The 26,045-nt window shown below is 73.4% G+C and carries 26 protein-coding genes; 15 read left to right on the forward strand and 11 right to left on the reverse strand.

Annotated elements, in window-relative coordinates:
• Positions 1-74: 74 nt before the first annotated feature.
• The 3 genes from modA to OG199_RS20705 are packed head-to-tail and all read left to right on the forward strand — an operon-like array spanning position 75 to position 2,979.
• A complete protein-coding gene (gene modA / locus OG199_RS20695; protein ID WP_356801206.1) occupies positions 75-917 on the forward strand; it encodes a molybdate ABC transporter substrate-binding protein in 843 nt (280 codons plus the stop codon).
• Positions 914-1,813: a molybdate ABC transporter permease subunit gene (gene modB / locus OG199_RS20700; protein WP_401806623.1), complete on the forward strand. Its 900-nt coding sequence runs from the start codon at positions 914-916 to the stop codon at positions 1,811-1,813. The genes modA and modB overlap by 4 nt, the downstream gene beginning before the upstream one ends.
• Positions 1,810-2,979, forward strand: a complete 1,170-nt coding sequence (locus tag OG199_RS20705; protein WP_405830712.1) for an ATP-binding cassette domain-containing protein — start codon at positions 1,810-1,812, stop codon at positions 2,977-2,979. Before modB ends, OG199_RS20705 begins: the two co-directional genes overlap by 4 nt.
• Positions 2,980-3,006: 27 nt before the next feature.
• Here OG199_RS20705 and OG199_RS20710 read toward each other — a convergent pair whose 3' ends face one another.
• Complete coding sequence (locus tag OG199_RS20710) at positions 3,007-4,023, reverse strand: FkbM family methyltransferase (protein ID WP_356801208.1); 1,017 nt, start codon at positions 4,021-4,023, stop codon at positions 3,007-3,009.
• Positions 4,024-4,334: 311 nt separating this feature from the next.
• Between OG199_RS20710 and OG199_RS20715 the strand changes: the two genes are divergently transcribed.
• Positions 4,335-4,757: an ATP-binding protein gene (locus OG199_RS20715; protein ID WP_356801209.1), complete on the forward strand. Its 423-nt coding sequence runs from the start codon at positions 4,335-4,337 to the stop codon at positions 4,755-4,757.
• A gap of 356 nt (positions 4,758-5,113) precedes the next feature.
• On the forward strand, positions 5,114-5,956 hold the full coding sequence (locus OG199_RS20720) for a hypothetical protein (protein ID WP_405830713.1): 843 nt from the start codon (positions 5,114-5,116) through the stop codon (positions 5,954-5,956).
• 147 nt (positions 5,957-6,103) lie between these two features.
• Here the strand turns inward: OG199_RS20720 and OG199_RS20725 are convergent, their stop codons facing one another.
• Together OG199_RS20725 and OG199_RS20730 are read right to left on the reverse strand one after the other, a co-directional pair.
• The gene (locus tag OG199_RS20725) at positions 6,104-6,382 is read right to left on the reverse strand and encodes an SCO5918 family protein (protein ID WP_356801211.1); all 279 of its coding nucleotides are present in this window, start codon (positions 6,380-6,382) and stop codon (positions 6,104-6,106) included.
• Positions 6,383-6,617: 235 nt separating this feature from the next.
• Positions 6,618-6,821: a cold-shock protein gene (locus OG199_RS20730; protein ID WP_010986199.1), complete on the reverse strand. Its 204-nt coding sequence runs from the start codon at positions 6,819-6,821 to the stop codon at positions 6,618-6,620.
• Between the two features lie 631 nt (positions 6,822-7,452).
• Here OG199_RS20730 and OG199_RS20735 point away from each other — a divergent pair.
• Both OG199_RS20735 and OG199_RS20740 read left to right on the forward strand, forming a co-directional pair.
• Entirely contained in the window at positions 7,453-7,716 is a 264-nt protein-coding gene (locus tag OG199_RS20735; protein WP_266700418.1) for a hypothetical protein, read from the forward strand.
• A 107-nt stretch (positions 7,717-7,823) separates the two neighbouring features.
• Positions 7,824-8,663: a hypothetical protein gene (locus OG199_RS20740; protein ID WP_401806615.1), complete on the forward strand. Its 840-nt coding sequence runs from the start codon at positions 7,824-7,826 to the stop codon at positions 8,661-8,663.
• 121 nt (positions 8,664-8,784) lie between these two features.
• Here the strand turns inward: OG199_RS20740 and OG199_RS20745 are convergent, their stop codons facing one another.
• Both OG199_RS20745 and OG199_RS20750 read right to left on the reverse strand, forming a co-directional pair.
• Positions 8,785-9,063 (reverse strand): ribosomal protein L7/L12, encoded by a 279-nt coding sequence (locus OG199_RS20745; RefSeq protein WP_405830716.1) that lies wholly within the window; start codon positions 9,061-9,063, stop codon positions 8,785-8,787.
• Positions 9,064-9,073: 10 nt separating this feature from the next.
• Positions 9,074-9,514, reverse strand: coding sequence for a MarR family transcriptional regulator (locus OG199_RS20750; RefSeq protein ID WP_356801214.1), 441 nt, complete (start codon positions 9,512-9,514; stop codon positions 9,074-9,076).
• A 95-nt stretch (positions 9,515-9,609) separates the two neighbouring features.
• Here OG199_RS20750 and OG199_RS20755 point away from each other — a divergent pair, with 95 nt between their 5' ends.
• On the forward strand, positions 9,610-10,413 hold the full coding sequence (locus OG199_RS20755) for an alpha/beta hydrolase (RefSeq protein ID WP_356801215.1): 804 nt from the start codon (positions 9,610-9,612) through the stop codon (positions 10,411-10,413).
• Here OG199_RS20755 and OG199_RS20760 read toward each other — a convergent pair.
• Both OG199_RS20760 and OG199_RS20765 read right to left on the reverse strand, forming a co-directional pair.
• Positions 10,380-11,132: a L,D-transpeptidase gene (locus OG199_RS20760; protein ID WP_405830718.1), complete on the reverse strand. Its 753-nt coding sequence runs from the start codon at positions 11,130-11,132 to the stop codon at positions 10,380-10,382. The two genes, OG199_RS20755 and OG199_RS20760, sit on opposite strands and share 34 nt — an antisense overlap.
• Complete coding sequence (locus OG199_RS20765; RefSeq protein ID WP_405830720.1) at positions 11,122-11,733, reverse strand: SigE family RNA polymerase sigma factor; 612 nt, start codon at positions 11,731-11,733, stop codon at positions 11,122-11,124. The genes OG199_RS20760 and OG199_RS20765 overlap by 11 nt, the downstream gene beginning before the upstream one ends.
• Positions 11,734-12,418: 685 nt before the next feature.
• Here OG199_RS20765 and OG199_RS20770 point away from each other — a divergent pair.
• The 5 genes from OG199_RS20770 (at position 12,419) to OG199_RS20790 (ending at position 18,021) form a co-directional block, all read left to right on the forward strand.
• The gene (locus OG199_RS20770) at positions 12,419-12,997 is read left to right on the forward strand and encodes a SigE family RNA polymerase sigma factor (RefSeq protein WP_405830721.1); all 579 of its coding nucleotides are present in this window, start codon (positions 12,419-12,421) and stop codon (positions 12,995-12,997) included.
• Positions 12,994-13,800 (forward strand): hypothetical protein, encoded by an 807-nt coding sequence (locus tag OG199_RS20775; RefSeq protein ID WP_405830722.1) that lies wholly within the window; start codon positions 12,994-12,996, stop codon positions 13,798-13,800. Before OG199_RS20770 ends, OG199_RS20775 begins: the two co-directional genes overlap by 4 nt.
• Positions 13,797-15,716, forward strand: coding sequence for a transglycosylase domain-containing protein (locus OG199_RS20780; protein ID WP_405830724.1), 1,920 nt, complete (start codon positions 13,797-13,799; stop codon positions 15,714-15,716). The genes OG199_RS20775 and OG199_RS20780 overlap by 4 nt, the downstream gene beginning before the upstream one ends.
• Positions 15,713-15,934, forward strand: a complete 222-nt coding sequence (locus OG199_RS20785) for a hypothetical protein (protein ID WP_101399314.1) — start codon at positions 15,713-15,715, stop codon at positions 15,932-15,934. Before OG199_RS20780 ends, OG199_RS20785 begins: the two co-directional genes overlap by 4 nt.
• Positions 15,935-16,185: 251 nt before the next feature.
• Positions 16,186-18,021, forward strand: coding sequence for an alkyl/aryl-sulfatase (locus OG199_RS20790; RefSeq protein ID WP_401806596.1), 1,836 nt, complete (start codon positions 16,186-16,188; stop codon positions 18,019-18,021).
• Positions 18,022-18,108: 87 nt separating this feature from the next.
• Here OG199_RS20790 and OG199_RS20795 read toward each other — a convergent pair whose 3' ends face one another.
• A complete protein-coding gene (locus OG199_RS20795; RefSeq protein WP_356801221.1) occupies positions 18,109-19,452 on the reverse strand; it encodes a helix-turn-helix domain-containing protein in 1,344 nt (447 codons plus the stop codon).
• A gap of 152 nt (positions 19,453-19,604) precedes the next feature.
• Here OG199_RS20795 and OG199_RS20800 point away from each other — a divergent pair, with 152 nt between their 5' ends.
• Both OG199_RS20800 and OG199_RS20805 read left to right on the forward strand, forming a co-directional pair.
• Positions 19,605-19,787 (forward strand): hypothetical protein, encoded by a 183-nt coding sequence (locus OG199_RS20800; protein WP_401806594.1) that lies wholly within the window; start codon positions 19,605-19,607, stop codon positions 19,785-19,787.
• Between the two features lie 221 nt (positions 19,788-20,008).
• The gene (locus OG199_RS20805; protein WP_405830727.1) at positions 20,009-21,262 is read left to right on the forward strand and encodes an amidohydrolase; all 1,254 of its coding nucleotides are present in this window, start codon (positions 20,009-20,011) and stop codon (positions 21,260-21,262) included.
• Here OG199_RS20805 and OG199_RS20810 read toward each other — a convergent pair.
• Genes OG199_RS20810 through OG199_RS20820 form a run of 3 tightly spaced genes read right to left on the reverse strand, consistent with a single transcriptional unit; the run spans position 21,237 to position 25,919 of the window.
• Positions 21,237-22,682 carry an extracellular solute-binding protein gene (locus OG199_RS20810; RefSeq protein WP_405830729.1) on the reverse strand — a complete coding sequence of 482 codons (1,446 nt, stop codon included), beginning with the start codon at positions 22,680-22,682 and terminating at the stop codon, positions 21,237-21,239. The two genes, OG199_RS20805 and OG199_RS20810, sit on opposite strands and share 26 nt — an antisense overlap.
• A complete protein-coding gene (locus OG199_RS20815; protein WP_405830730.1) occupies positions 22,679-25,549 on the reverse strand; it encodes a caspase family protein in 2,871 nt (956 codons plus the stop codon). The genes OG199_RS20810 and OG199_RS20815 overlap by 4 nt, the downstream gene beginning before the upstream one ends.
• 4 nt (positions 25,550-25,553) lie before the next feature.
• A complete protein-coding gene (locus OG199_RS20820; protein WP_356801226.1) occupies positions 25,554-25,919 on the reverse strand; it encodes a hypothetical protein in 366 nt (121 codons plus the stop codon).
• Positions 25,920-26,045: the final 126 nt, after the last annotated feature.

Genomic DNA, 26,045 nt, shown 5'->3' on the forward strand with positions numbered 1-26,045 from the left:
GCTCGCATCTGCGGAACTATGATCAGCGTAGTCAGCGTAAGCATGCCTGAGGCCTCCGAGGGAGTACACCCGTGATGACCCGATCCGCGCGCCGAACCCGCCGCACCGGCCGGATGCTGCAGGTGGCCGGTGTCGGCGCCGCCGCGCTGCTGGCCCTGAGCGCCTGCTCCTCCGACTCCGACAGCTCCACGAAGTCCGACAGCTCCACCAAGCCCGGTTCCACCGCGACGTCCGACAAGCTGTCGGGCACGGTGACGGTGTTCGCCGCCGCCTCCCTCAAGGAGAGCTTCACGACCCTGGGCAAGGACTTCGAGAAGGCCCACCCGGGCACGAAGGTGACCTTCAACTTCGGCGGCAGCGACACGCTCGCCGCCAGCATCACCGGAGGCGCTCCGGCCGATGTGTTCGCCGCCGCGAGCCCCAAGACGATGGCCATCGTGACGGACAAGAGCGACGCGGTCGGCACTCCGGCCACCTTCGTGCGCAACCAGCTGGAGATCGCGACGCTGCCCGGCAACCCGGACAAGGTCGCCTCCCTCAAGGACCTCACCAAGTCCGGCCTGAAGGTGGTCCTGTGCGACAAGACGGTGCCGTGCGGCGCCGCCGCGCAGAAGGCACTCGACGCCAGCAGCCTCAAGCTCACCCCGGTCTCCTACGAACAGGACGTCAAGAGCGCCCTGACGAAGGTGGAGCTGAAGGAGGCGGACGCCGCGGTCGTCTACAAGACCGATGTGAACGCCGCGGGTGACAAGGTGGAGGGCGTGGAGTTCCCCGAGTCGGCCAAGGCCATCAACGACTACCCGATCGTCCTGCTCAAGGACGCGCCCAACGCGGCCGCGGCCAAGGAGTTCATCGCGCTCGTGCAGTCCCCCGAGGGCCAGAAGGTACTGACCGCGGCCGGGTTCCTCCAGCCGTGACCGAGCCGGACCAGGCGGACGCCGAGGTTCTCGCGCGGGGCGACGCCCGCGACGACGGACCTCGGCGGCCGCGTGTCCGGTGGGGCGCCCGGTCGCGTGTCCGGCCGGGTGTCCGGGGCGGGGTGCCGCTGCCGCTGCTGCTGCCGGCCCTCGTCGGCCTGGCGTTTCTGCTGCTGCCGCTGCTCGCCCTGCTGGTACGGGCTCCCTGGCGCGGCCTGCCGAACCTGCTGACGAGCACCGCGGTGTGGCAGGCGCTGCAGCTCTCCCTGGTCTGCGCGACCGCGGCCACCGGCGTGAGCCTGGTGCTGGGCGTGCCCCTGGCCTGGCTCCTCGCGCGCACCGACTTCCCCGGACGGGGCTTCGTCCGCGCGCTGGTGACCCTGCCGCTCGTCCTGCCGCCCGTGGTGGGCGGTGTCGCGCTGCTCCTGGCGCTGGGGCGCAACGGTGTCGTCGGGCAGTGGCTGGACGCCTGGTTCGGGATCACGCTGCCGTTCACCACGGCGGGAGTGGTGGTCGCGGAGGCGTTCGTGGCGATGCCGTTCCTGGTCATCAGCGTGGAGGGCACGCTGCGGGCGGCCGATCCGCGCTACGAGGAGGCGGCCGCGACGCTCGGCGCCTCCCGGTTCACCGCGTTCCGCAGGGTCACGCTGCCGCTGATCGCGCCGGGCATCGCGGCGGGCGCCGTCCTCGCCTGGGCCCGCGCGCTCGGCGAGTTCGGGGCGACCATCACCTTCGCGGGCAACTTCCCCGGCCGTACGCAGACCATGCCGCTCGCCGTCTACCTGGCCCTGCAGAGCGACCCCGACGCGGCGATCGCGCTGAGCCTGGTCCTGCTCGTCGTGTCGATCGCGGTCCTCGCCGGACTGCGGGACCGCTGGATGACGGGGGTCTCATGACGGGCGTGAACCCCGCGACCGGGAAGAACCCGGCACCCGGGAACGGGCCGGCCGCGGAGGGGGGCGCGGACCTGGCCCCCTCGCCCGCCGAGGACACCGCCCCGGACGAGGTCACCGCATCGGCCCGGGGCCTCGACGCCCGCCTCGTCGTCGACCGCGGCGACTTCCACCTGGACGTGACGCTGAGTGTCGCTCCCGGCGACGTGGTCGCGCTCCTCGGGCCGAACGGCGCCGGGAAGACCACCGCGCTCCGGGCCCTGGCCGGTCTCACCCCGCTCTCCCACGGCGGCCGGCTCCGGCTGGACGGCGTCGCCCTGGACCGTACGCCGCCGGAGTCCCGTCCGGTCGGCGTCGTCTTCCAGGACTATCTGCTCTTCCCGCACCTGACGGCCCTGGACAACGTCGCGTTCGGGCCGCGCTGTCAGGGTGTGCCGAAGGCGGAGGCACGGGCGCAGGCCGCCGACTGGCTGGACCGGATGGGCCTGACCGGCCACGCCGGCGCCAAACCGCGCCGGCTCTCCGGCGGCCAGGCACAGCGTGTCGCCCTCGCCCGCGCGCTGGCCATCCGCCCGCGGCTGCTCCTCCTCGACGAGCCGCTCGCCGCGCTCGACGCCCGCACCCGGCTCGACGTGCGCGCCGGACTCCGGCGCCATCTCGCCGAGTTCGAGGCCGTGGCCGTACTCGTCACGCACGACCCGCTCGACGCGATGGTGCTGGCCGACCGCCTGGTCGTCGTCGAGCACGGCCGGGTGGTCCAGGAGGGATCCCCCTCGGACATCGCCCGCCACCCGCGCACCGACTACATCGCCCAGCTGGTCGGCCTCAACCTCTACCGGGGCACGGCCGAGGGACACACCGTACGGCTGGACGCGGGGCCGGCGATCACCACCACCGAGGACCTGTCCGGTCCCGTCTTCGTGGCCTTCCCGCCCGGCGCCGTCACCCTGTACCGCGACCGGCCGACCGGCTCCAGCGCGCGCAACCTGTGGCGGTGCGAGGTCGCCGGTCTGGAGACGCACGGCGACCAGATCCGTGTGGATCTCACCGGTGAACTCCCGCTGGCCGCCGACCTGACGACCGTCGCCGCGGCCGAACTCGGCCTGCACACGGGCGCGTCCGTCTGGGCGGCGGTCAAAGCCGCCCAGACGCACGCGTATCCGGCATAGGGCATACGGCGCCGGTGTCGGCGCCGGTTACGCGGACGCGGCCTGCGGCACGGCGTCGGCCCGCACCATCACACAGTCGAACTCGACCACCCGTCCGGTCGACTCCTCGCGGGTCACCGGGTACATGCCGGTGATCTCGAACCCGGCCTCCTCGTACGTGGCGATCGCCTCCCGCATCCGGGGGCTGCCCTCGTAGAGCCGCAGCGCGGCGACCTCCGACTGCATACCGACGAAGTCCGCGATCCGTTCGCCCGCGCCGGCGAACACCTCCAGGTCGTAGCCCTGGGTGTCCATCTTCAGGTAGGGGCGGGGATCGGCGATGCCGTCCAGTGCCTTCTCCAGCATCCCGTCCAGCCGGCGGATCTCGATGTCCTCGGTACGGGTCTTCGCGAACCGCAGGTAGCGGTCCTTCCCGTAATCGCTGGGCGGAAGAAGGGAGTTCATGGTGTTCCAGCCCACGTGGATGGACTGCGCGGAGTCCTCGCGCCCCAGCCCGACGTTGAACACCTGCCAGTCGTCGTCCTTCTCCGCCGCACGCGCCAGCTTCTCGAAGGCGTCCGCGGTGGGTTCGAAGGAGACGATGCGGCCGGTGTAGCCGAGCCTGCGCAGCCGGCGACCGTACTGGCCGGCGTTGGCGCCCACGTCGAAGACGCAGTTCACCCGGTACTTCTCCAGCAGGGCGGTCACGTGCTGGGTGCACAGATACTCGGCGGCCGCGATCTGGAAGCGGCGCTCGTCGGCCGCCGACGCCGTCTCGTCGACCAGCAGCCGCCCGCCGGACTCACCGAAGGGCACGCTTCCCCAGGCGTCGCCCTGCGCCGAGGACTCGCGGGCGACCACCCACATGTCGGCCTTCTTCTCCGGGCCGACGGGGGTGACCTCGTAGCGTCCTCCGCCGCGGGCGATCAGATCGGCCGTACGTCCCACGGGCACGCGGGTGCGCCTGCCGCGTCGGTAGACCACCGCCGCGCCCGAACCGAGGTCGAGAACCTGCACACCTATCCGGGGGAGCAGACCGAGCATTCTTCTGTAAAGGGTCGGCATCCCCACACCCTTTCAGAATCATGTGGGTCACGGGAGTTGCTCGAACAACTTTCGCGCGAACGAACACTGGATGACAGTCCCGTACCGGTGCGTCGCGATCGCCGCACCCGCACCTCCTAGCACGGGAAGACCGGCCGTGACCGCCTCCTGTACACCGTTGGCGGGTTTGTGACCCCGATCGCCGGTTGCCGATCGCCGGGGGCGGGCATCACCCGGGGGCAGGACCGCCGCGCGCCGTTTCGCGCGGGGCCCGGCCGGCGGGGGTCCGGCCGCCGGGTACCTGGTGTCCTGGGAGGGGAAGTGAGGTTGTCATGCGTGCGCAGCAGCGCGCCGTCCGGCAGACCGCCCGCGTGGAGTACACCCTGCCACGCACGGCCGTTTCGGCAGGCAGGGCCCGTAGGTTGACATCGGCGTTCCTGACCCGGCCGCGTCCGCGGACGGTGCCGCCGACCGCCGACCAGGTCGACGACGCCACGCTCATCGCGTCCGAACTCGTCGCCAACGCCGTACGGCACGGGCGTACCGGCTGCCGGTTGCGTCTGCAGGTGGGGCACGGCGGCGAAGTGACCGTGGAGGTCCACGACGACAGTCCGGGCCGGCCCCGGGTCGGCCTGGTGGACACCGACGCGGAGAGCGGCCGCGGTCTCGCGATGGTGCAGCACCTCGCCCACCGCCTGGAGGTCGTGAACACGGGCATCGGCGGCAAGACGGTCCGCGCGGTCCTGGCCGTGTAGCCCCGGCCCCGACCGCGGCGCCCGTCCCCGACCCGCGGCGCCCGTCCCCACCCCCGTCCCGTCCCCGGGTGTCCGCCCCCCCCCGATGCCCGGTCTTCGCCCCCTGCGACGAGCGGTGGTCGCGGTCTCCCGCGCCACCCGGCCCGGCGATGTCCCTCACCGTCCCCCCTCTCCGACGCGCCGCGAAGCCCGCGGGGGCACCACGACCGAGGCCGCGCGGACACCACGGCCGACGCCCGCTCGGCGGGAACGGGAAAAGGACTGCTCCCCCGGACGGTCCGCCGGGAGGGTGACGCGGGACGGCCCGTCCTCAGGAGTCGGCGGGTGGACGGACCGCCCGGATGTAGAGACGTGCCATGCGCATCTCTCCTGAGGCCCCGCGCCCCACCCACGAAAGGCCGCCGAGGAGCCGGCGCGCGGCCGCCGGCGCGACGGCGATCGCGGCAGGTGCCCTGACCGTTCTGCTGCTCCTGTCCTCCGGGGGCGAGGACCCGACACCCCGTGCCCTCTCGGCGGACGAGGCCCGGCGCATGGCAACGGCCCGGTTCCGCGCCTACGAGGCCAGCCCCGCGGAAGTGACGGTCCGGCTGCCCCCGGTGGGGGAGGAGACGGGGACGGTGACGGTTCGCGCGGTGGTCGACCACCGTGTACGCCGGGCGGTGGGCGCGTACGAAACGGTGGACGGCGCCCGCACGTCACGGGGCCTGCTCTCCTGGGACCCGGGCGGCGTCGCGGAGGCCCGGCCGCCTGCCACGGCGTCCGGCGGAGCACCCGGACGCAGGACACGGGCCCCCGAACGGGACGCCGTGACGACCGCCGCGCAGGCCGTCCGCAGGGCACGCACCCTGAAGTCCGGCCGGTGGACCCGCCGCCCCTACTCCACCAGCCCGCTGGACCGCGCCTTGCGCCTGGTGCTGTCCGTGGCTGCCGACCGTCCCGATGACGCGCGGCGGCTCGCCCTGTCGGGTCCGCTGTGGCTGCGCGAGGAGGACCTCGACGGCCACGGTTACGACGTCTTCTCCGGTCCGCACCCCACCGCCTCGCCCGCCGACACCTCTCCCCTCACCTACTGGATCGGCACCGGGGGCGACCTCCGCCGCATCACCGCCCGCGTCACCCCGGGCCACTACGCGACGGTGGACTTCGTGGCGGCCAGGGTGCCCACGGGGGTGCCGGGCACGCCCTGGGAGAAGAAGTGAGGAACGGGGAAGGGGGAGCGGCGCCGCGCCGGATCCCGGGGAAACACCCCGGGAGGAAACACCGGGGCAGTCGGCCGCGCGGGTGGGACGGGCTCCGTGCCGGAGTCGGGAGACGGGGCCCGCGGGGGAACGGCGGGGCCGGGACGGCTAGGCCGGTTCGGCCCAGCTGGGTACGGCGGTACGGGCGGGCGCGGCAGCGGGCCGGCACACGAAGCCGAGCCGGACGAGCGCACGGGCCACCTCGGCCTCGGTGAAGTCACGACGGTCCTGCTTGGTGATGACCTCGCCGACCTGCTTGACGGGGTAGGCGTGCGGGCCGACGACCACGGACGCGCTGGTGACGGACTCGGGCTCGACGCCCGCCATCGAGTGCTCGACCTCGCTCTTGATGAGGTCGAAGGGGAAACGGGCGATCACACAACGCATGGTGCCTCCGCGGGATGAAGTTTCGTGGCCCGAAAAGTGGGCGAGTCGGGCCGGAAAGTGGGCACGGCGGACAGAAAATTCGCCGGAAATTCAATCCGGGACGAAACCAGCCGGGGGGACGAAGCCGGGGAACGAAACCAAAAAGCAGGTGGCCGGGGCCCGCACCTCAGGGTGCAGGTCCCGGCCACCTGTAAGCATCGGCCGACTCAGAAGTCAGGCGTCAGCGGGTCCCGGACTAGGCGGGGACGATGTTCTCCGCCTGGGGGCCCTTCTGGCCCTGCGTGACGTCGAAGGTCACCTTCTGGCCTTCCTGGAGCTCACGGAAGCCCTGGGTGGCGATGTTCGAGTAGTGGGCGAAGACGTCGGCGCCGCCGCCGTCCTGCTCGATGAAGCCGAAGCCCTTTTCCGCGTTGAACCACTTCACGGTGCCAGTAGCCATGTCAATCTCCTTCGGGGCAAAGCTCGAGGACCCACACTGTGCGGGTCCGCGTCGCCGCGATGTTGCCCCCTCCGGATAAAACCGGAAATTCAGAAGCGGCCGACCGGTATGGACCGGAAAGACGCTCCAAGACTTTGGGAACCACAACTGCAACTGATATCGACACTAGCACGCCACGGCTCCGGAAGGGCGGCGCACTATCTCACCGCACTCCGGGGAATAAGGAACCACCCCCTCGGCCGAGCCATTTTCTATCGCGGCCATGACAGATATTCCACGCCCTCCCGCACCGGATCTCCCGTGCAGGGACCGGGCCGCCCTTACGGACGCCTCGCGGAGCCGGGCCCCGCGGCACGACGCGTCGTCGAGGCGGTCCGCCGCCGCACCGACGCGGCAGGCGGTCCCCGCCCGGCGTGTCGCGGCCGGCGTGTCGCGGCCGGCGGCCGAAGGGATCGCGTGGCGCGCCGTCCCGCCGCCCGCGCCCCCGCCCCGAGTTGCCGCCCCGCGACGACCGGTGTGCGCTGGAGACCGGCCGACGGCCGCCCGGCCGACAGGATGCTCCCCGTACGGGTTCGAGACGGGACGCACCTCCGTACGGCGGGGGAACGGCCCGTACGACGCAGGAGAGCGCATGACGAGCGAGCCCGGTGCGGTGTCCGAGACCTTCGCGTTCGCGTGCCGGAACTGCGGGCACACCTGGGAGGCGACGTTCCAGGTCATGTTCTTCACCGATCCGACCGACGCCGCGGGCCTGCACACGCAGGAGTACGTCGACGAGGACGGCGTCGCGATCAGGTCGCCGCTGGCCGACGCGGTGTGCACACGGTGCGGGAGCCGCCGGGTGCGGGTGACGACACCGGGTGCCGGGCGGGCGGCGCACGACCCGGCCGGCTGACGTCCGGCGGCGCGGCTCACCCGGACGGGCCCGGTGCGCTGGTGGTGCGCCGCACCGGGTGGTGGCGTGGCAGGAGACATCGCGCCCGCCGTCAGGAGGCCTTCGCCGTGAACCGTCCGCCGTCCCACCGTGCCTCCGCCCTGCCCCCGTCCCGCGTGCCCCGGCTGCTGGTCTGTGCCCTGACGGTGGGCGTGCTGTGGTCGGCGGCCGCGTGCTCGAACAACGGCGGCTACGCGGGTGGCCGTACGGCTCCCGCCTCCCCGCTGGCCGAGGTGTCGCCCGACCCGTCCACCGCCACACTCACCGAGGCCCAGGCCAGGGCCGCACTCATCACCGCCGCGGACCTGCCGTCGCAGTGGTCGGGGACGTCGGGTGCGGCGACCTGGCGGGACGGCCTGCTCAAGAGCAAGGTCGACGCGGCGGGCTTCGGCGCGGACAAGAGCGCCGCGGCCGACTGTCAGAAACTGCTCGACGGGCTGTACGCCGAGGAGCTGCTCGGCCCGGCGAAGGGGACCAAGGCCGTCACCGGTTTCGACGACAGCAACAACCAGGCGCAGATGCACTACCAGGTCGCGCAGTACGGGCAGGCGGAGCTGACCAGGCAACTGGCGTGGATCGCCACGCTGCCCCAGAAGTGCGCCGAGTTCACGGCCGTCGACGGGCAGGGCGAGCAGCAGAACGTCCAGGTCGTGTCGGCGCAGGTGCCCGACGAGGGTGACGCCCGGCAGGGGCTGCAGCTGACCATGAACGGGCAGCTGGACGGCGAGCCCTCGACCCTGACCCTGGACATCGCCGCCGTACGGGTCGGCGACAGCGCGCTCTTCCTCACCAACGGCGGGCTGGACGGCGCCGAGTCGGACTCCACGGCGCAGGCCGTCCAGCAGGGCACCCCGCGGCTGCGGCAGGTGCTCGAAGGAAAGACCCCCGCCGCCAGTCCGACGAACTGACGGACCACGGCTCGTACGCCCGGCGCGGCCGGTCCGACTGCGCCGGGCACACCGGGTGTACCAGGCGTACGGGACGGTCCGGGCGTATGGGCCGGTCCCGGCGTATCAGGCGTACCGGGCGCTATTCCATCCGCTCGACCGCGTCCTTCGCCTCCTTGAGGCCCGCCCCCGTGAACTCCCGGTACGCCTTGATCGCCTGGATCTTCCTGCCGTCACGCAGGAGCGCCACCACCTGCTCCAGCTCCGGTTCGGCCTGCTGGACGCCCAGGTGGTCGAGGATCAGGTCGAGTTTGCGCTCGACGCGGGCGATTCTGCGGTCGGTGCGGCCCAGCCTTCCCTCCATCCCCGCGTAGCTCGCAAAGACGATCATGGCGAGGACGAAGAACCCGAGTATTCCCATGGGCCCGATCCTAGGGAGCCGCGGCATCCACGCCCAAACGGCGCAACAGGCCCAGCAAGGTGATCCGTTCGTCCTCGTCGAGCGGTGCGAAGGACGCGGCGAGCACTTCGAGGGCGACGGCACGCCCGGCCTCCAGGGTCCGTTCGCCCGCCTCGGTGAGGTGGTGCTCGATCCGGCGGCCGCGGCCGGGGCGCCGCTCGACGAGGTGCTGGGCGGCGAGCCGGCCGGCCAGCGTGCCGAAGGACTGGTCGCCCTGGAAGGTCGCCACGGCCAGCTCGTGCGCGGAGGCACCGGGCGACCTGCCGATCGCGCGCAGCGCGTCCCACTGGGCGAGCGTCGTGCCGACCGCCGCGAGGCGGGTGTCCAGTGCCCGGTGATGCCGGTACTGCGCCTCCTTCACGGCCCGCCCCAGCGTTTCGAGGTCGACCGCACCGCCCGGGTGACCGTCCACGTGCTTCTCCTCCTCCGTCGTGCCACGAGTGATGCCACGAGTCTACGGGCTCAAATACGCTTGCGTATATACGCATGCGTAGATACAGTCGCCGCATGGCTGACACCAAGACCCGTACCGTCCGCACCCGCCCCGATCTCCCGCTCACCCTCACCGAGAGCGGCCCCGAGGACGGCCCTCTCGCCCTCGTCCTGCACGGCGGTGGCGGCCCCGCCACCGTCCAGGGCATAGCCGCCCATCTGGCCGCCCGCATGCGGGTCGTGGTGCCCACGCACCCGGGCTGGAACGGGACCGAGCGCCCCGACTGGTTCACCGGCGTGGACGACCTCGCCCTCGCCTATCTGCACTGGCTGAAGGACGAGGGCCACCGCGACGTCCTGGTCGTGGGCTCCTCGCTCGGCGGCTGGACCGCCGCCGAGATGGCCTTCCGCGACGACGGCGACCGCATCACCCGCCTCGTGCTCGTCGACTCCGCCGGCGTGGACGTACCGGGCGAGCCGATCCGCGACATCTTCGCCCTCGACCCGCGCGAGATCAGCGCGTACTCCTTCCACGACCCGGCCCGCTTCGCCGTGAACCCCGCCACCCTCACCGAGGAACAGATCACCGCCCAGAAGGCCAACATGGTGACGCTGCGGGCGCTGTGCGGCGACCCGTACATGCACGATCCCAAGCTCCTGAACCGCCTCGGCCGGATCCGGGTCCCGGCGCTCCTGCTGTGGGGCGAGAGCGACCGCATCGTGACGCCGGCGTACGGGCGGGCGTTCGCGGCGGCCTTCGCCGACGCGCGGTTCGTGTCCGTGCCCGAGGCCGGCCATCTCCCGCACATCGAACAGCCCGTGGCGACGTTCGGCGCCCTCGACGCCTACCTGGACGGTATGGCCGTAGCGACGGGCTGACGGCCCGACGAGGGCCGCGCGCCCGTGCCACCGGCGGCCGGGGGAACGGGGTCCACCGCCGTCTCGGACGGCCCGGAGTCCCTGTCCCCGATCTCGACCACCGCGCCCAGGTCCAACTGCCCGTACAGCCACTGTGCGTCGGCCGGCCGCAGCCCGATCCAGCCGTTCGTGACGTCGTAGTTGCCGGGGGCCTTCTGGTCGGTGGAGAGGGCGCCGACGAAGTTCGTCGTCCCGTCCGCGTCGCGCAGTTCGATCACCCAGGGCACCTTCAGCGCGTAGACGTCCTTCGGGCCCACCTCCAGGGCGGGCACCACCCGGACGTCCCGTTTCGCCACGACCGTCATCCGGCCCGTCGGCGTGGGGCGGCCGGGCATGCCCGCGGAGACCGGCATGTCGCGGCCCGCGGCCGTCAGCACCCGGCGGGCGAGATCGACGGTGGCGCCGACCGCGACGGGCGTACGGGCCGGGGCGGTGGGACTCGCGGCCGGGGACGGACGTTCCCGCGTCCCGCCGTCACCGGGGTTCAGGGCCAGCAGCAGCACCAGACTCGCCGCGGCGCAGACACCGGCGACGGACACGGTCACGGCCGTGCGGCGGCGACGCCGTCGGCGTACCGCCCGGAAGCGGACCTCGGCCCCGGACACCGACGGCGGCGTCTCACCGGAGACGGCCAACTCACGCAGGTCGGCGGCGAGTTCGGAGGGGAGTTCATCGGACACGGTCGTCCTCCCTCTTCCCCTGGTCCGCGGCGTCGGCGTCGGCGGAGGCCGCCGGGCCGGCGGAGGGCTTCGCGGTGATCGCCCGTCGCCCTCCGTGGGCCTTCTTCCCCCCGTCGGCGGCCACCCACTCGTCCGCCGCCAGTTCCCGGGCCAGCGCCGCCCGGCCGCGGGACAGCCGGGCCTTGACCGTGCCCACGGGGGCCCCGGTTTCGGAGGCTACCCGCTCGACGCTGAGGTCGCACAGATGGTGCAGGACCAGCGCCATCCGCTGCGCCTCGGGCAGTGTGCGCAGTGCGGCGACCAGCGCCGTGCGCTCGGGATCGGGTCCCGGGGTGTGCTCGGGCGGCGGGGTGCGGCGGACGAGTTCCAGCCAGCGGCGCGCGCGACGCCAGCGGCTCACCGCGAGCCGCATCGCCACGGTCCTGATCCACGCCTCCGGCGCCCCGTCGGCGAGGAACTCCCGCCGCCGGTCCCAGGCGCGCACGAACGCCTCCTGGACGACGTCCTGCGCTTCCCCGTGGTCCCCGGTGAACGCGAAGAGCTGGCCGGTCAGCCGGGGGAACGCGGCGGCGTAGAACGCGTCGAACTCTTCCTCGGTCATGCCTCCCGCAGCTTCCTCGGTCGTGCCCCCCGGCGGAGATTCCGGAATTTCCGCGGTCCCGTGCAACCCGGCGGAACGTGCCGTGCGTACAGGTCCCGTACGCCGCACATCGAAACACACCGCAAGGGGAACAGGATGACGCGCAGAGCCAGGAGCCGTCGCCACGCGGCCGGTTGGCCGGTGGCCGCGGTGTGCGCGCCTGCCCCCGCCGGGTGTTCGAAGGGGCCGCGGGCGAGCGGCGCCGACACCGAGGTCGGCACGGCCGGGCCCGGCGTCCTCGCCCACCGCTCCACCGTGGGCCTCGGCATGCCGATGTCCGCCACCTTCGACCACGCGGCACCGGCCCCCGAACGCGCCCGGGTGGAGCACCAGTTGAAGGTCACCGCGTCCGTCGCAACGGCTACGCCCAGAGCTACGGCTACGGCTACGGCTACGGCTACGGCGACTGGAACGCGCGCTGGGCGCGGCGACGGGCGGGCGGTGCCTCCGGCCGAGGTCGTATCGGTCAAAGCGCCCCGTCACAGGAGGAGTTGTCCGCTCATGAACGCCCGTGACACCGGAGGCGAGCTCCTTGCCCGGTCCGGGCCGCGCTGAATCCGCGGGCGGGGGAGTCGGGTTGTTCAGGTCCCGATTCCCCCGCACCGCACCTCCCCCACGTACCCGAGACTCCGAGGGACCGCCGGCCGTGCCCCACACCTCATCCGACGCCTCGTCCGACGCCTCGTCCGACACCGTGTCCGCCCAGCCCGTCGGTGCAGACGGCTTCTCCGCCGTGCCCGGCCGTGGGGGCGACTTCGCGGCGTACGCCGCCGAGACCTGGCCCCGCCTGGTCCGCACCGCGCACCTGCTCACCGGCGACCTCCAGGAGGCCGAGGATCTCGCCCTGGCCACGCTGACCCGGGCCCGCACCCGCTGGCGGCGCATCCCGCGCGACGACGTCGCCTTCTACGTACGGCGCTCGCTGGTCGAGCACCACCTCGGCCGTACCCGCAGGAGACGCCTCACGCGTCTGCCTGCGCCCTTCCTGCCCGAGCGGCCCGCCCCCTCCGCCCCCTCCGCCCTCACGGCGCTCACGGCGCTCTCGGCGCGGCAGCGCGCCGTGCTCGTGCTGCGCTACGGCGAGGGCCTGGGCGAGGCCGAGACCGCCCAGCTGCTCGGCTGCTCGGCCGGCACGGTCAGGACGCTTGCGCGGCGCGGCCTGGAGGCCTTGCGCGCCGATCCCTCCTTCGCCCTTCGCCACGCCGTCCACGGAGCCCGTTCATGAACCGTCATGGCAGGTCCGCGAAGTGGTCGGCCGAGATCGAGCGGGTGCGCGAGATATTCACCGAGGCCGCCTGCGACGTGACTCCCCCGCCCGTCCCCCTGGCCGCCGTCGAGCGGGCGGCCCGGCGGCGCCGGCGGCGCCGCGCTGCCGCCGTGGCGGGTTGCGCCTGCACGCTGCTGGTGGTCCCGGCGGCCGCGGTGGCGCTGCGCGCGGGCGTCGGGGCCGGGGCGGACGCGACGCGGGTGACGGGCCCGTCCGCCGGGCCCCCGGGGACGGTACGGGTGGTGACGCCCGGGGAACGGGTGCGGATCGCGTCCGGCATCAGGATCTGGCTCACCGAGGACGGCGGGCACTGGACCGCGCCCTGGGACTCCGCACCGCGCTTCCGTGGTGTCAAGGGCGACGGCATCGACATCCGCACACCCGGGGTCACCCTCCAGGAAGAGGGCGACGGCGACCACGGCCACTTCGTGTCCGGCCTCTACCACGGCAAGGGGGACGCGGCGCGCGTGCGGATCGAGACCACGGCGGGCGACGTCGACGGCACGGCACTCACCCTCGCGGGCAGCCCGCACTGGGGCGTCTGGTACGCGCTGGTGAAGCCGCCGAAGCCGCCGAAGCCGCAGAAACCGCAGAAACCGCCGACGACACGGAAGCCTCTGGAGTCACCGGAGGCGCGGCAGGAGATGCCCTGGATGGCGGGGAGGCCGACGAAACGGCGGTTCCCCGGCGGTCCGACGAAGAGAGTCACGGTGTACGACTCCGCGGGCAAGGTGATCGCGACCATGGAGTTCGCGACGTGAGTGACGAGAGCGACGAGAGCGACGGGAACACAGCCGTGAGCCGCCCCGAGCGGACCGGCGCCACGGGCCTGGCCGGATGGCCACGGGTGAGCGTCCGGACGGACAGGAGGCAGGACGGGAGGCCTCCTGGGGACAAGGAGCGGGACCGGAGCCGGGACCCGGGCCCAGGGGCGGGCGCGGACGCGGGAAGGGCCGGCGCGGAGGCCGCCCCGAGCAGGAGAGGCGGCGGCTCCCGGGGCAGGCGCAGGCTCCGGGCCGGTCTGCGGCGCCGCTTGGCCGACCGGCGTATCCGTGTCCGCCGCACTCGCGGTCGTCGGCTGCGCCGCGCGCTGATCGTCCTGCTCACGGTCCTCGCCCACCTCGTCGCCGCGGCCCTCGTGGCGTACCACCTCACGGTCATCCCCGAGCCGCACCCCGAGACGGCGATGCAGAGCACCGTCTTCGTCGACGACGACGGCGCCTATCTGGGCCGGCGCGGCCCTGTCGACCGCCAGGAGATACCTCTCTCGCAGGTGCCGGGGCACGTGCGAGAAGCGGTGATCGCGGCGGAGAACCGTTCCTTCCGTTCGGACACGGGGATCTCCCCGAAGGCGATCGCCCGGGCGGCCTGGGCGACGGTGAGCGGCGGCGGCCGGCAGGGCGGCTCCACGATCACGCAGCAGTACGTGAAGAACGCCCTGCTCAGCCCGGAGCAGTCGCTGTCCCGCAAGGCGCGCGAGGCGCTGATCGCGATCAAGCTGGACCGCACCCGCCCGAAGGACGAGATCCTGGCGGGCTACCTGAACACGGTCTACTTCGGCCGGGGCGCGGCCGGCATCCAGTCCGCCGCCCGGAACTACTTCGGCGTCGATGCCAGGAACCTGACCGTGAGCCAGGGCGCCGCGCTCGCGGCCGTCATCAACATCCCCTCGTACTACGAGAAGGCCGGCTCGGACCCCGCGGTGACGGCGAAACTGGTGGACCGCTGGGACTGGGTGCTGGACGCGATGGCGGACAGCCGCGCCATCACGGCCGCCCAGCGCGCCGCGGCCCGCTTCCCCGCTTTCCGCTTCTACCCGCCGGGCGACACGGACGGCCAGCGCCAGTACCTGATCGACGTGGCGTCCGCCGAGGCGGCCGACCGGCTCGGCATCACCGAGGACCAGCTCGCCCGCGGTGGCTACACGGTCCGAACCACCTTCGACCTGACGGCACAGGACGCGACGGCGGAGCCGGCGGCCGGCGCGGTGCCCGTCGAGGGCGGCGCCCGGCTGCACACGGCCGTGGTGGCCCTGGTCCCGGGCGACGGCGCGGTCCGGGTCCTCTACGGCGGCGCGGACTACGCCCGCCAGCCCTTCAACGACGCGGTGGACGGCGCGGTGGAGGCGGGTACGGCGCTGCGGCCCTTCGCCGGCACGAAGCTGCTGCCGCCGCTCGCGGGCCTCGCGCGCGCTGTCGCCCCGACCCCGTTGCGGCTGGCCGCCGCGTACGCGGCCGCGGCGGCGCACGGGACGTACGCGAAGCCGTACACGGTCGCGAGGATCACTCGCGCGGGCCGCACCCTCTACCGAGCCCATCCGAACACCAGTGCGGCGATCATGCGGGGTGGCGCGGGGGTGTTGACCAAATTGATGCAGAGCCGGGCCGGCGGTCCCCCGACCGTCATCACGGGCGCCGCGGGCCCGCGCACCCTCTGGCGGACGACCTTCGACGAACGCCTCACCCTCACCGTGGCTCTCTTCGCGGAACACCCGGCCAAGGGCCGAAAGGGGCCCCTCCCGGCGCCGCTCCCCGGCACCGCCGAAGGGCTCTCCGCCCACATCTCGGAGAGCGCCTGGGCCAAGATCACCGGCACCTCCGGCGGCCCCTCTCCGGCCGAAGAAGGAAATCCGGGGCTTCCGATCGGCCAAACAAAGCCCATACTGGCTACACGATGACTAAACCCTCCGCGCCCCGGCGCCACCTGCCCACCAGCCCCTTCGCAGCCCCGGTCGTCCCCGTGGCCAAGGAATTCAGCCTCGGAGACCGCGTCTCCCACGACCAGTTCGGCCTGGGCACGATCATCGGCGTCGAAGAGGGCATCGCCATGCTCGTCGACTTCGGCTCCCGCCAGGCCCGCATCCTCAGCCCCTACACCCGGATGGACAGGCTCTGACCTGCACGTTGCGCAGTACCCGCACCGCCGTCACTACCCGCGACGCGTGCAGTACCCGACCCGACTGACACCACCGGACCCGGCCACCTCACCCCGCGGCTGCCACATCCGCAGGTTGCCGGGTTTTCGGTGTGCGACGGTCCGGACGCCTCGGCGCTTCCCCGCCCGATGACGCCTCCCCGGGCCCCCACCACCCCCTCGAACGGCCCACCCCGCTGGTCCCGGAGCCGGGGGCCGTCGAGGGTGGGGGCATGGATGCCGCGGGCGAAGAGCTGCCGTTCGAGGATCTGACCGACTTCGAGAACGCGGATCGCGGGTTCATCGCGGCCCTGGTTCCCGGCGTGGTCCGGGACGCCGAGGGGCGGGTCGTCCACGACGCGGACGCCTACGCGTTCCTCGCGGACGACTGTCCGCCGACCGCGCACCCCAGTCTGTGGCGGCAGGCGCGGCTGTGTGCGCGGCAGGGCCTGTACGAGGTCACCGAGGGCGTGTACCAGGTACGCGGGCTCGACCTGTCGAACATGACGCTCGTCGAGGGCCGCGAGGGTGTCGTCGTGATCGACCCGCTGATCTCCGCAGAGTGCGCCGCGGCCGCCCTCGCCCTCTATCGCGAGCACCGCGGACCGCGCCGCGTGACCGGGCTGGTCTACACCCACTCGCACGTCGACCACTTCGGCGGCGCCCGCGGTGTGCTGCCGCACGGCAGCGACAGCGGGGTGCCGGTACTCGCGCCCGCGGGCTTCCTGCAGCACGCGGTCAGCGAGAACGTCTTCGCCGGCAACGCGATGCTGCGCCGGGCCGTGTTCATGCACGGCGCCCGGCTGCCCAAGGGGCCGCGCGACCAGATCGGCACCGGGCTCGGCACCACCACCTCCACCGGCACCGTCACGCTCATCGCACCGAACGTGGACGTCACCCGGACCGGGCAGGAGGAGACGGTGGACGGCGTGCGGTTCGTCTTCCAGCTCACGCCGGGGACGGAAGCCCCCGCCGAGATGAACTTCCTGCTGCGCGACCAGCGCGCGCTGTGCGTGGCCGAGAACGCCAGTCACACCCTGCACAACGTCCTCACCCTGCGTGGTGCGCCGGTCCGCGACGCGCGCGTCTGGGCCCACTTCCTCGACGAGACCGTCGACCTGTTCGCCGACACCTACGACGTCGCGTTCGCCTCCCACAACTGGCCGACCTGGGGGCGCGAGAACATCGTCCGGTTCCTCGGCGAGCAGCGGGACCTGTACGCGTACCTGCACGACCAGACCCTGCGCCTCCTCAACAACGGCCTGACCGGCTCCGAGATCGCCGAGGAGCTGCGACTGCCGCCCGCCCTGGAGCGGTCCTGGCACGCACGCGGTTACTACGGTTCCCTCAGCCACAACGTCAAGGCCGTCTACCAGCGGTACATGGGCTGGTACGACGGGAACCCCGCCCACCTCTGGGAGCACCCGCCCGCCGAACTCGCCTACCGATACGTGGAGTTGGCGGGCGGCCCGACAGAGACCCTGGTGAAGGCACGGGCGTACGCGGACAACGGGGACCTCCGTTTCGCCGCCACCCTCCTCAACCACCTGGTCTTCGCGGACCCGTCGGACAGCGCCGCCCGGGAGACCCTCTCCGGTGTCTACGAACGGCTCGGGCACGGCGCCGAGAACGGCACCTGGCGCAACTACTACCTCACGGCCGCCCTGGAACTGCGCCGTGGCACGGCCGACACCGACATCGACACCACGGGCTCCGAACTCACCTCCGCGCTCACCGTGAGCATGCTCCTCGACTCGCTCGCCGTCCGTATCGACGGTCCGCGCGCCTGGCACGACCACCTCACCCTCGACCTCGTCGTGACCGACGAACAGCGCCGCCACCGGGTCAACCTCCACCACGGCGCGCTGACGCACCGCGGCATGCCGGTCCACCACGTCCCGAAGCCGCACGCGGGACTGACCCTGACCCTCACCCGGCCGGAACTGCGCGCGGTGCTGGAGGGGCGGGGCCTCGCGGGCATCGAGGCGGACGGCGACCCCACGGTCCTGGACCGCCTCCTGTCGTACGCCACCGCACCTGACCACGCGTTCCCCGTCGTGACCCCGTAGCGCCGCCGTACGGCCCCGTGGAGGCCTTACGCGGGGTGCGGGAGCGCGGGGCGGCAGGCTCCGCGCGCCCCGCACGCGCGGGGGCGGTCAGAGCGGTGGCTGCGCGGGGGCCGGGCCCAGGGTGGTCGTGCCGGGAGCCGTGCGGTGGCCCAGGCCCGTGCGGTAGGCGTCGAGGGCCGCCTCGACCCGGCCGGTGCGGCGCAGGAGGTCTCCGAGCAGGCGGCAGAGGTCGGCCAGGTCGCCGGCCGCGCCGGCCCGCTCCAGCAGGCTCAGCGCCCGGACGTAGTGCTCCTCGGCGGTCTCGGTGTCCCGGGCGTCCTCGGCGATGATGCCGAGCAGCCGGTGCGCGCCCGCCGAGTGCACGGCGCCGCGCTCGGGGCTGAGGTCGCCGAGCACCTCGTGGAGGAGAACGGCGGCCTCCGTCGACTTGCCGCGCCGGTGCAGCACGTCCGCCAGTTCGACGTTGACCTGGCTGGTGTAGAGGGCGGCCCGCTTGGCCGAGAGCATGACCTGCGCCTCGCGCAACTCGGCTTCCGCACGCTCCAGTTCACCGTTCTGCGCGTAGAGGTAGCCGCGCATCCAGTGGCAGTTGGCGAGCTCCGTGCGGATCTGGAGCTGGCGGTAGAGCTCGGCGGCCTTGGCGAGGGAGGCGTCGGCCTCCGCGATCCGGCCCTCGGCGATCATGGTGCGGGCCACCGAGCGGTGCATCCGGGCGACGAGCGCGGGTTCGCCGACCTGCGGGGCGAGCGCGAGCGCGAACTCGGCGGCCTGGGCGGCCCGGGCGTGCGCACCCATGTCCATGTAGGGCGCGATGACGCCGGTGTAGAGAAGCAGCAGGGCGTCCGGGTCGTGCATCCCGGTCCGGTTCAGCTCGTCCAGCGTGGACTCGAACAGGTAGCAGGAGTACCGGAGTTCACCGGCGAGGTAGTGGGAGACGGCGCGGCCGCGCAGGGCGGGCACCCGCTGGGGCAGCGGGGCGTCCCCGAGACGCCGCTCCGAGGCCTCGAACCGCTCCCGGGCGGTCTCCAGGTCCCCGGTCTCCAGGGCGCATTCACCGAGCCCCAGCAGTGCGGCGGCCTGCTCGGCGACGAGTCCGTGCGTGTCCGCCTCCGCGAGGAGCACCGTGTACTGCTCCGCCGCGACCTCGGCCTCGCCGGTGGCGAGCGTGCGCTGCGCGTCGGTGAGCCGCAGCCGCAGATCGGTGGCGAGGTGGGCCGGCCGGCCGGTCGCCAGCTCCTCGTACGCCACCCCGAGCCGCTCGGCTATGTGCCGCAGCGCGGGCTCGGAGGCGCGCACCCGCCCCGCCTCCAGCGTCGAGATGTAGGCGGGCGTGTACGCCGGTTCCGCCAATTGCCTCTGTGTCAGCCCGCGTTCCGTACGCAGCTGCTGGACCCTGCGCCCGATGACCTCCGGGCCGTCACGCTCCGCCATGGATTAAGCATGCCATTAAGTCCACTTAACCCGAGACGACTTTTGACTAATATCCAACTCCCCTTGCGCCCCTTGCTCTTTGGTGCTCCGAGCCCCTACGTTAAGCGACGGGTTAAGCCTGCTTAATACGCCGCTGTTGTTGCGAGGTCGCTGTGCTCCGACGTATTTCCGCGCGCTACTTCAGAGTGCTCGGTGCGGCAGTCATCGCCGTGGCCGCACTGGTGCTGGCGGCCAACGCAGGCCCGGCCCGGGCGGCGGATCCCGCCCCGGCCCTCCACCAGCAGGGCTCCGGACACCCGGAGACGACGTACGGCGGCATCTCCACACGACCGTAGCGACAGGGGGCGGCCGACCGCGCCCGCCGCTCACCGCACCTCGGTCGTCCACAGGTGTGGACCACCGCACGGAAGACGACCTCCGGTCGCCGACGGCACCCTTCGTCGGCGCCCCCGCGAGACCCGACCGTCCGAGAACCGCGTCCTCCCCCGCGGCGGACGGCGCGAACGGCCGTCGGCGGAACTCCCCCCGTTCCGCCGGCGGCCCCTAACCTGGCTCCGTGAACTCCCCTGCCGCACGTACCGCGCTGGACCTCACCGCCGACCTCCCGGTCCCCGCCCTGAAGGACTTCTACCGGGACCTGCACCGGCACCCGGAACTGTCGATGCGGGAGCACCGCACCGCCGCCGCCCTCGCCGACCGGTTCCGCACGGCCGGGTTCGACACGGCCACCGGCATCGGCGGCACCGGGGTCGTCGGGATCCTGCGGAACGGACCGGGCCCCACCGTCCTGCTCCGCGCCGACATGGACGCGCTGCCCGTCCAGGAGGAGACCGGGCTGCCGTACGCGTCCATGACGCCCGGCGTGATGCACGCCTGCGGGCACGACCTGCACGTCACCTGGCTGGCGGGCGCCGCACAGGCTCTGTCCGCCGGGCGCGACACCTGGTCGGGCACCCTGCTGGTGCTCGGACAGCCCGCCGAGGAGACCGGCGAGGGCGCGGCGGCGATGATCGAGGACCACGTCTACGAGCGGTTCCCGTCGCCGGACGTGCTGCTCGCCCAGCACGCGGCCCCCGGCCCGACGGGGCTCTACGCACACCGGCCCGGTCTCATCATGTCCGCCTCGACCGACGTGGACATCGTCGTGCACGGCACGGGCGGGCACGGCTCGCGCCCGGAGTCGACCGTCGACCCGGTCGTCACCGCCGCGTACCTGGTGACCCGGCTGCAGACCGTCGTCAGCCGGGAGATCGCGGCACGCGAGCAGGCCGTCCTGACGGTCGGGCGGATCGAGGCGGGCACCCGCCACAACATCATCCCCTCCGAGGCCCGGATCGCCCTCAACCTCCGGACCCAGTCGGACGAGGTGCGGGACCGCATGATCGCGGCGATCCGGCGGATCGCCGCGGGCGAGTGCATGGCGGCCGGCTGCCCGCGCGAGCCCGACGTCACCGTGGGCAACAGCTTCCCCGTGACCGTCAACGATCCGGACACCGACCGGCGGATCGCCGCGGTGCACGGCGAGGTCTTCGGCACCGGAACGATCCTCGACCCGGGTCCGGCGATGGGCAGCGAGGACTTCCCGAAGCTCGCGGACGGCCGGATCCCGTACTCCTACTGGTTCGTGACGAGCACTCCGGCAGAGGTCTGGGACGCCGCTCCGGGCGACGACCTCATGGAGAAGTTCGCGGCCGTGCCCAGCAACCACAGCCCGCGCTTCGCGCCCGACCCGCGCACCCTCGCGCCAGGTGTGCGGACGCTGGTGTCGGGGGCGCTCGCCTGCCTCACCGGTCCGGAAGGATCCGCCTGAGTGCCTTGTCCAGTCCGGCCGCCAGCTCCGCGTCACTCGGCGGATCCTCGCCGAAGAGCCTGCCCAGTCCGGTGGCGAAGGTCTGGGTGAAGGCCCCGTAGAGCGGGGTGCGGGGGCGCTGCACGGCGCGCCGGAGCGCGGGCAGCAGGATGGTGCGGGCGTACCGGGGACGGCCGTGGTCGTCGCGCGGCATACGGTCGACGCTCTCCGCGGACGGCGACACCGGCGGGGACGCCGTGGACGCGGGGGAGACACCGGGGGTCCTGGCCGTACCGCAGCTCACGTCGTCGTCCTGGTAGGCGGACTCCCGGGTGGCCGCGAACCCGGCGTCGAGCAGGCAGCGTTCGCTCTCCTTGTCGGTGAGGAAGCCGATCAGCTCCTTCGCCTTCGCGGCACGCAGCGGCGACTGCGTGGTCACCGCGAGGTTCTGTCCGCCCAGCACCGCCCGGCCCGGCAGCGGGGCCACGCCGAGCTGTGCCTCGCCGAGCGACTGGTGCAGGGTGCGGTACGCGTACGGCCAGTGGCGCAGGAACGCCGTACGGCCGTCGGCGAAGTCGGTGAGCGACTCGGTCTCGTCGGAGCGGAACGCGTCGCCGAGCGTGTACGCGGGCTGGGCGCGGGCGCGCAGTTGTGCCACGCCCTCGGTCAGCTCCGACACGGTCGCGGTGTAGCGGCCCCGGTCGTCGGTGAGGGCGACGCCGCCCCCGGCGGACAGGAACGCCTCCACGCCGTTGACCGTACGGCCCTCGTAGGGGCCGAGCTGTGTGGTCCAGCCCTTCTCGTACTCCCGTGGCCGCCGCGCGCCCGGTGCCTCGATGGTGTCGGTCAGATCCCGCAGCCGCTGCCAGCTGACGCCCTGGCTCAGGTCGGTGTCCCGGATGTGCGCCCGCTCCAGGTAGTCGCGTCGGTAGTAGAGGAGCCCGACATCACTGTTGAACGGTACGGCGTAGACCTTCCCGTCCCAACGGGCCGTGCGGGCGACGGACTTGATGACGTCGGCGTCGACCAGGGTGTCCGGGAGCGGGCGTATCAGGTGCGCGGCGGCGAACTCCGGCACCCAGGTGACGTCGAGGTTCACGACGTCGTACTCCGCGCTGTGCGACTGCAGCGCGCCGAGGAGCTGGCTGCGCTGTTCGTCGGCGGAGCCGGGGAGTTCGACCAGACGGGCGTGGACACCGGTGTGCTCCTTGTCCTGCCGGGCGTTCCACGCGTCTATCAACTGCTGCCGGATGCCGCCCTTGCCGGTCACGTCCCGCCCGCTGGCCACGATGATGTCCCCGGGGCCGCCGGGGGAGACGGGCGCGGCGGACGGCGTGGGCCCGCCACCGGTGCAGGCGGAGGTCAGCAGGAGCGCCAGGGCCAGCCCGCACCCGGACACCCGCCGGCCCGCCTCGCCCCCGTGGGCCCGTCCCTTCGTCACTCGTCCCCCGTTCCCGTGCGCGCGACCTCGTTCCGCAGGTCCGCCACGAGGTCGCTCCCGGTGTCCAGACAGCGACCGCCGCTCGCCTCGGACATCCGCTGGTCGGGACTGCCCTTGGCGCAGCCGCCGCTGTCCAGGGCCGCCATGACCACCGGAACTCCCTTGTCGTGGAGGGGCTGGAGCAGCTTGTTGACGCGATCGTGCGCGGTGAGGCGGTTGTTGTCCTCGTCGTCCGTGAGGAAGACGATCAGCTCGGGGCGGTTGTCGTCCCTGCCCTTGCCGGCCATGGTCTCCAGCGCGGCCTCGATCGCGCCGTACGGATCGGCCTCCGCGTCCTGGACGACGGCTCCGCGGTCGACGGCGCGCTCGGCGTCCTTCCGCTGGTGCCGGCCGAACGCCAGGATCTCGCCGTAGGGGCGGCTGCCCGGCGAGGCGACGGACCAGACCCCGTACTCGTCCCGGTCGCCGAGCCCGGCGAACGACTGCTTCAGGATGCCGGGAGCGCCGCCCGGCCCCTGCCACAGGTCGGCCATGGAGCCGGAGCTGTCCAGCAGGAAGAGCACCCGGCCCGGTCCGTTGGCGTTGCGGTACCGCCGCAGCGCCGTCTCCATCGCGTCGGCGCCCGCCACCCCGGCGGACCGGCCGGGATCGGCGATCAGGCCGGCGTCCGGGACCCGCGACGAGAGCAGGGCATGGGCCCCGGACGGCGAGCGGAAGCCGTCCTTCCCGAAGACCGCGAGCCCTCCGCCCGGCCCGCTCCCGCCGCCGGTGCCGTGCCCGTCCCCGCTTCCGCCGTCCCCGTCCCCCGTGCCCGTGAGCCAGTCGTGGAACGACCGGACCGCGTCGTCCCGTGCGGCGCCGTCGATGTCGCCGCCCGTCCAGCGGACCCGCACGAAGAGCGGGGCGAGGGCCGGCACGTCGTCGGGGTACTCGGCCATCCGCAGCGTGCGCGTCGTCCGGTCGCAGCCGACGCCGCTCACCATCAGGAACTCCGGTACCAGGGCGGCCGTTCCCCGGTCGGTGTCGGCGTTGTCGGGCAGTGTGCAGAGCAGGTCACCCGCGGTCGGAGAGACCGGTCCGGTCTGGTCCACGCTCTCCTCGGCCCGGCTCACGTCGGGCGTCCCGGTGCCGTACAGGCCGACCGTTGCCAGCAGCGCGGAGTCCGTGTACGCCGGGTCCGGGCGCCGCACCTCGGCGCTTCCGTCCCGCCGCGTCAGCTTCTCCCGCAGGCCCGTGAGCGAGTCGCCGGTACGGTCGGCGACCGAGGCCTCGGCGATCTCCTGCGGCACCGACAGCACCACCGGGGAGTACGCGAAGGGGGCCGGGTCCGGCTCCAGCGACACATAGCTGCGCTGGAGCCCGGTGGGGCGCGCGCGGGCCGCCGTCGCCGCGGTGGCCGGGATCCAGATGTCGGGCTGGGGTCCGATGTCGCGCTGCGGGTCGACCTCGTCGCCGACCGGCCGCTGCCAGGGGTCCGACTGGTCGCGCAGGCCCGCCACCACGGCCGCCGAGCCGGCGCCGTACACCGTGATCCCGCTGCGCCGGCAGCCTTCGTCCGTGGTGTTCGCCGTCGAGGTGAGGTAGGTGTCCGCGGCCTTGCGGACGGTGGACTCCAGGTCGGGATCGGTGAGCAGGCGCAGTTCCAGGGGCGGGGCGCAGGGGGCCCCGGACGCGCCGTGGCCGAGGACCAGGTAGCCCGTGAGACCTAGGACGGCGACGGCCAGGCCGGTGGCGGCGACGGCGGTGCGGCGGGGCCACCGGCGCGGGGAGCGCCACGATGCGCGCGGGCGCCGGGTCCGGCCGGGCGGCCTGGGCTCGGCCGAGCTCGCGGGCCGGCGCCGGGCGGGGGACGGAAGGACAGCGGTCCGTGCGGCCCGGACGGCGCGGGCCGCCGCGGCGAGGAGGCCGCGGAGCCGGACCCGGACCGGCACCCCCGGCCCTCGGCGGGCCGGGCCCGTGGACCCCGTGGACCCGGCGGACCCGGAGGGCACGGAGGGCACGGAGGGCACGGAGGGCACGGCGCCGACCGCCCAGCCCACTGCCACTCCTGCCCCGGCCCCGGCCCCCGCGGCGGTCTCCCCGCCGGGCGCGACGGCCCTCGGCCGGACCGCCAGCAGCACGTCCACCGCCGGGTTCTCCGTACGGCTCTGCGGTTCCCAGGGCTCCCCGCGCTCGGTGCGGTGGTGGGCGGACATGTACACCCTGAGCGCTTCCGAGAGGGCCAGGAAGTGGACCTCGTCGCCCTGTCCCTCGACTCCGTCCGTCAGCAGGTCCACCAGCCGGGCCGTGAACGGCGTGGGGGTGTCGCCGTCCCCCGCGTCGATGCGGTGGTTGGCCTGCACGCCCATGAGTACGGAGACGCGCCGTCTGATGTCGGGTCTCTCCACCGCCTCCCACACGCGGGCCGCGTTGCCCGCGTTGCAGCAGTCGAGGACGACCACGATCCGCTCCGCGTCGCTGTTGGCGAGGATCCTGAGCACGTTGGTGAACGGGGCGGCCCCCTCGAACCCGGCCGTCTCGCCCCGGACGACCTCCGCGTCACGCATCTGCAGCCACAGCTCGTCGCCCGCGCTGGGCACGGCGCCGTGTCCGGCGAAGTAGAGCAGGAGCAGCCCCTCGGCGGCGTCGACGGCCGTGCGCAGCTCCTTGCGGAACTCCCCCAGCACCGGGGAGTCCGCCACGGTGATCTCGCCCGGCCCGACGACTCCGCCCCGCTCCAGCGCGCCGGCGAGCAGCGAGAGGTTGTGCGCGACGGCGGGCAGCGGGCTCGGGACGCCGTGGCGGTGCTCCGGCCGCGTGAACTCGTATGCGGACACCCCGACCAGCAGTGCCCGGTTCACTCGTCCGCGCGGGTCGAAGCGGTCCACCCGACTACCTCTCGTCGGGATCCACGGAATCGACGCGGGCGTCGGGCGGATCGCCGTTCTCGACGGAGACGCGGTTGTCCCGCCAGGCCCGCACGGCGCTCTTCACCTGGGCGAGCAGTTCCTTGAACAGGGTCTCGGCGCCCGCGCCGATCAGGACCAGCACGATGTCCATGCCGACGCCCATGGGCGTGCCCTGCGCGTCGGTCCCGGCGCGCTCCTCGATCCTGAGGTCGCCTCTCCTGACCAGCTCCTCCAGAGGCTTCTCGCGCTCCAGCCACTTCTTCAGAGCGCCGACGTCGCTCTCGCTCGCCGTCCCGTCCAGACGCACGCGGACGGCCCGGGCCGCCACGCCCTCCCCCTCAGCAGTCATGACTCACCATCATGGCACCGGAACAGGCGTCCGGGGAGGCTCTCGACCGGGGCAGCGCGGCACGGCCACCGCGTCCCTTCCCGCCGCCACGGTGCCGGCACTCTCTTCGGCTCGGCCGCCCTGGCC

It is taken from the genome of Streptomyces sp. NBC_01176 (assembly GCF_045039825.1).
Classification (GTDB): Bacteria; Actinomycetota; Actinomycetes; order Streptomycetales; family Streptomycetaceae; genus Streptomyces.